Source organism: Streptomyces sp. NPDC048361 (genome assembly GCF_040651795.1).
Classification (GTDB): domain Bacteria; phylum Actinomycetota; class Actinomycetes; order Streptomycetales; family Streptomycetaceae; genus Streptomyces.
In genome coordinates, this window is the sequence record NZ_JBEZKW010000125.1 from 1 (window position 1) to 5108 (window position 5108).

A 5108-nucleotide genomic window follows, 5' to 3' on the forward strand; every position below is an offset into this window, starting at 1 on the left:
CTGAGCGCATCCACAACGAGCTGGCTTGACCTGTTCCACAGCGGGAGAGCGCTTCCCTGACACGGAAGAGGTCACTGGTTCAATCCCAGTATCGCGCACCACCCGGAGCCCCCGGCCTTCTCGAAGGCCGGGGGTTCTGTCATTCCCGTGCGTTGGGAGGGCACAACCGCCGCACGCGCAAAAGGCGTTGCCCGATCGGCTCCCCAGCCGATCGGGCAACGCCTCTTACTGCCGTCCGCCGCACCCCCGTCCCCACGGGGCTGTAATGGCCGGATGTCCCGACCCGGTCCGCTCTACCGGGTCCGGGGCGCCGCTCAGCGCCCCAGCATCACGCCCACGGACGACGCTTGTGTGACCACCGCATCCCAGCCGCCGAAGACGACTACGAGCAGGGCCGCCAGGGGAAGAACCATGGCCGTTGCCACCAGGGGGTGGCGCGGGCCGGACCGGCGGGCACCGAACGCGGTGCTGTAAGCCCTGCGTCCCCGCGTAACGATGATCGTCCGCGCAGCCGTGTCCGCCATGGTCCTCTCCTGTTCGCTCATGGGTCTGCCTCATGTGCCCGGCCGGCCCCCTGTGAGGGAGCGGCCTGACAGCGGCGGGTGTCTGACCTCGGGGGACGAGTGCATCACCCGCCGCTTGACTTCAACACTAGGGATTCTCGCGGCGCCGGACGTCATGCCCTCGTATCGATCTGCGGGCCTCCCAGGGGATGAGCCGTCACCCTCGCGCCTACTCCCCTGGGTGGAGACGGACCCTTACGTCTTGGGGTCTTCCCGGAGGGGTCGGACCTGCGCGCGGGTTCCGCGGCGCCTGCGTCCTCCCCCGGGACGGGCTGCCGACCGGGGTGAGCACCCGCGTCGCCATGAACGGGCGGTACGCACGACGGTGCTCTGCTCGTGACTTCGCTCACTTCGACCACTCCGAGGCGGACCGCGGTCTCGGCCCTTCGGCCCGCCCCGCCGGTCACCACTTCATACGTGCGGGTCCCCTCTCCCGCGTCCCTCATCCCCTCCACGCGGTCACCCTTCATGGACCCAAACCCCGTTCTGTGACCGGTCGTTGAGATCACGCCCCGGTCAGCCGCCGTGGATCCGCGGCTTGCTGACCACTCTTCACGTTTCCCACCCGGCACTGACAATCGGTCGGGCCGCGAGGGCGCGGCCTCTGAGCACACCGGGCGACGGGTACGTAAGCTGTGCCCCGTCAACAGGACTGGCAGCGGGGATGAAAATGGCGATGATGCGGCTCCGGCGCGAGGACCCGCGTGTCGTCGGCTCGTTCAGGCTTCACCGGCGGCTCGGCGCGGGCGGCATGGGGGTCGTGTACCTCGGTTCCGACCGGCGCGGGCAGCGCGTGGCGCTGAAGGTGATCCGGCCCGATCTCGCCGAGGACCAGGAGTTCAGGTCCCGGTTCGCCCGTGAGGTCTCCGCCGCGCGGCGGATCCGGGGCGGTTGCACGGCGCGGCTCGTCGCCGCGGATCTCGAAGCCGAGCGGCCCTGGTTCGCCACGCAGTACGTGCCCGGGCCCTCGCTGCACGACAAGGTCGCCGAAGAGGGTCCGCTGACGGCCGCCGACACCGCGGCGATCGGCGCGGCGCTGTCCGAGGGGCTCGTCGCGGTACACGAGGCGGGTGTCGTCCACCGCGACCTCAAGCCGTCCAACATCCTGCTCTCCCCCAAGGGCCCCAGGATCATCGACTTCGGCATCGCATGGGCCACCGGGGCCTCGACGCTCACGCATGTCGGCACGGCCGTCGGCTCCCCCGGCTTCCTCGCGCCCGAGCAGGTGCGCGGCGCGGCGGTCACCCCGGCCACCGATGTCTTCTCGCTCGGCGCGACACTGGCGTACGCGGCGATGGGCGACTCGCCCTTCGGGCACGGCAGTTCCGAGGTGATGCTCTACCGCGTCGTGCACGAGGAGGCGCAACTGCGCGGTGTGCCGGACGCGCTGGCCCCGCTGGTCCAGGCGTGCCTGGCGAAGGACCCCGAGGAGCGGCCGAGCACGCTGCAGCTCTCGATGCGGCTCAAGGAGATCGCCGCGCGGGAGGCCCAGGGCGGGCTGCACGCGCAGGGCGCGGACGTGCGGCCGCCGGTGCAGCGGGAGCGGGTGGAGGTGGAGCGGCCCACGGGGCGGCTCGACGAGCGTACGCAGCGGTATACCGAGGCGGGGCGGGGGTCGGGTTCCTCCGGTTCCTCTGGTCCCTCGGGGACGTCGGGATCCTCGGGGACCTCCGGTGGGCCCCGGTCCGGGGCGCGTTCTGCTCCGCGTACGGGCGGGTCTGCTCCGCGTACGGGCGGCTCGCGTCCGGGTGGGCCGCGCAGCAACGCGTCCCGGCCCGGGGGGCGGCCGGGGACGCGTCCCGGGGCCCGGACCTCGGGCGGGCTGCGGCCCGCCAACCCTCGGCTGCTGCGGCAGCGGCTCACCGTGTTCGTGCTGGTGACGTTGATCGTGCTGCTCGGCATCGCTGCGGTCAAGCAGTTCTGAGGGCGCTGCCCGGGCGGTTCGTTTCGGCTGCGGGCCGGTGGTGGCTGAGGGCGCTGCCCGGGCGGTTCGTTTCGGCTGCGGGCCGGTGGTGGCTGAGCGCGCAGTTCCCCGCGCCCTTGGCGGGGTTGCAGCCCGCGCCGGCCGAGAGCCTCAGGACGGCTCACCACGGCCACAGTTGCGGCTGAGCGGGCAGTTCACCGTGCTCCTGGCGCGGGCCGGGGCCCGGTGGGCGTCCGGCGGGGTCAGGGCGTCGGGCGGCCCGTTGCCACCGCGTAGAACGCCACGGCCGCTGCCGCGCCCACGTTCAGGGAGTCGACTCCGTGGGCCATCGGGATGCGGACCCATTCGTCCGCCGCGACCAGGGCCTGGCGGGACAGTCCGTCGCCCTCGGCGCCCAGCATGAGGGCGACCTTGTCGAGCTTGTGCGGGGCCGCCTCGTCGATGCTGGAGGCCTTCTCGTCGGGCGTGAGGGCGAGCAGGCGGTAGCCGGCGCCGCGGACCGTCTCCAGGCCCCTGGGCCACGATTCGAGGCGGGCATACGGCACCGAGAAGACCGCGCCCATCGACACCTTCACCGAGCGGCGGTACAGCGGGTCGGCGCAGTCCGGGGAGAGCAGCACCGCGTCCATCCCGAGCGCGGCCGCGCTGCGGAAGATCGCCCCGATGTTGGTGTGGTCGTTGACCGCCTCCATCACGACCACCCGGCGTGCGGTGGTGAGGAGTTCCTCCGCCTCGGGGAGCGGCTTGCGCTGCATCGAGGCGAGGGCGCCGCGGTGCACGTGGTAGCCCGTCACGCGTTCGGCGAGGTCGGGGCTGACGGCGTACACCGGCGCGGGGAGCTCGTCGATGACGTCCCGCATGACGTCGACCCACTTGGCCGAGAGCAGCATCGAGCGCATCTCGTACCCGGCGTCCTTGGCCCGTCTGATGACCTTCTCGCCCTCGGCGATGAAGAGGCCTTCGGCGGGTTCGCGGCGGCGCCGCAGTTCCACGTCGGTCAGGCCCGTGTAGTCGCGCAGGCGGGGGTCGTCGGGGTCCTCGACGGTGATGAGATCGGCCACAGGGTGATACTGCCTTGTCCTGGGTTGGGTGCCAACGGCTGACGATCGGGATCGGCCGCCGTTGGCGGGGGCGGGGGCGGGTAGCCGGCGGGTCGACCGGCCGGTTGGCCGATAGGCCGGTGGCCGGTTGGCCGCCCGGCCGGTTCGCCGGCTACGGGCGGGGGTTCACCGTCACCACGTCGCCGATGACGATGACGGCCGGCGGCCTGACGTCCTCGGCCTTGGCGACCTCGCCCACGCTGCCCAGGGTGGCGTCCACGCGGCGCTGTGCGGCCGTGGTGCCCTCCTGGACGAGCGCCACCGGGGTCGACGGGTTCTTGCCGTGCGAGACGAGGGCCTGCGCGATCGCGCCGATCTTGTCGACGCCCATGAGGATCACCAGGGTCCCGCGCAGCTGGGCCAGCGACTTCCAGTCGACGAGCGAGCGCGGGTCGTCCGGCGCCACATGACCGCTGACCACGGTGAACTCATGCGCCACACCCCGGTGGGTGACCGGGATGCCGGCCGCGCTCGGCACCGAGATGGAGCTGGAGATGCCGGGCACCACCGTGCAGGTGATGCCGGCCTCGGCGAGCGCCTGGAGCTCTTCCATGCCGCGCCCGAAGACGTACGGGTCGCCGCCCTTGAGCCGCACGACCGCCTTGCCGGCCTTCGCGTGCTCGATCAGCGCGTTGTTGATGGCCTCCTGCGCCATGAAGCGGCCGTACGGGATCTTCGCGGCGTCGATGACCTCGACGTGCGGCGGGAGTTCGTCGAGGAGGTCGCGCGGGCCGAGCCGGTCCGCGATCACCACGTCCGCCTCGGCGAGCAGCCTGCGGCCGCGCACGGTGATCAAGTCGGGGTCGCCGGGGCCGCCGCCGACCAGGGCGACGCCCGGGGTGCGGGTGCGCTCCTTCGGGGCGACGAGAGTGCCGTCGCGCAGGCCTTCGACGACCGCGTCGCGGATCGCGGCCGAGCGGCGCGGGTCGGGGGTGTCGGTGGTGAGGACGGCGACGGTCACGCCTTCGGAGCGGCCGGTGGCCGGGGTCCACGCGGTGGCGGCGCTCGCGTCGTCGGAGCGTACGCACCAGACGCGGGAGCGCTCGGCCTCGGCGGAGATGCGCTCGTTGGCCGCGGTGTCGGCGGTGGCGACCAGGGCGTACCAGGTGTCGGCGAGGTCGCCGTCCTGGAAGCGGCGGCGCTCCCAGCGGATCTCGCCCGCGTCGGCCATCGCCTCGACGGAAGGGGTGGCGCTCGGGGAGATCAGCGTGACGTCCGCCCCGGCGGCGATGAGGGCCGGGAGTCGGCGCTGGGCCACCTGGCCGCCGCCGACGACGACGACGCGGCGGCCGGTGAGGCGGAGGCCTACCGGGTACGCGGGGTGTTCGACCATGGTGGCGGTGCTCCTCGGGCGGGCTGGCGGTGCGATGGGCCGCTGCGGCGGTGAAGCGGCTGGTGGGAGGGGTACGCGCTCCCGTCGACAGCCTAAGGGGCGGGTGCGCGCGGCGGCATGGGCGGGGGCCGGGCCAACACGGTCGACAACGAGAAGATCGAGACGGCGATCACCCAGGTCATCGACCT

Annotated in this window: 4 protein-coding genes and 1 pseudogene; 1 reads left to right on the plus strand and 4 read right to left on the minus strand. The window is 72.9% G+C overall.

Annotated elements, in window-relative coordinates:
* Positions 1-314: 314 nt before the first annotated feature.
* Complete coding sequence (locus tag AB0D31_RS34465; protein ID WP_362730822.1) at positions 315-524, minus strand: hypothetical protein; 210 nt, start codon at positions 522-524, stop codon at positions 315-317.
* A gap of 208 nt (positions 525-732) precedes the next feature.
* Positions 733-1033 (minus strand): annotated as a pseudogene (locus tag AB0D31_RS34470) (hypothetical protein).
* A gap of 200 nt (positions 1034-1233) precedes the next feature.
* On the opposite strand from AB0D31_RS34470, the gene AB0D31_RS34475 reads away from it, so the two are divergent.
* Positions 1234-2487 (plus strand): serine/threonine-protein kinase, encoded by a 1254-nt coding sequence (locus tag AB0D31_RS34475; protein ID WP_362730825.1) that lies wholly within the window; start codon positions 1234-1236, stop codon positions 2485-2487.
* A 242-nt stretch (positions 2488-2729) separates the two neighbouring features.
* On the opposite strand, the gene AB0D31_RS34480 is transcribed toward AB0D31_RS34475, so the two are convergent.
* Together AB0D31_RS34480 and cobA are read right to left on the minus strand one after the other, a co-directional pair.
* Positions 2730-3548, minus strand: coding sequence for an RNA methyltransferase (locus tag AB0D31_RS34480; RefSeq protein ID WP_362730816.1), 819 nt, complete (start codon positions 3546-3548; stop codon positions 2730-2732).
* Positions 3549-3699: 151 nt separating this feature from the next.
* Positions 3700-4920 (minus strand): uroporphyrinogen-III C-methyltransferase, encoded by a 1221-nt coding sequence (gene cobA / locus AB0D31_RS34485; protein ID WP_362730819.1) that lies wholly within the window; start codon positions 4918-4920, stop codon positions 3700-3702.
* Positions 4921-5108 lie beyond the last annotated feature (188 nt).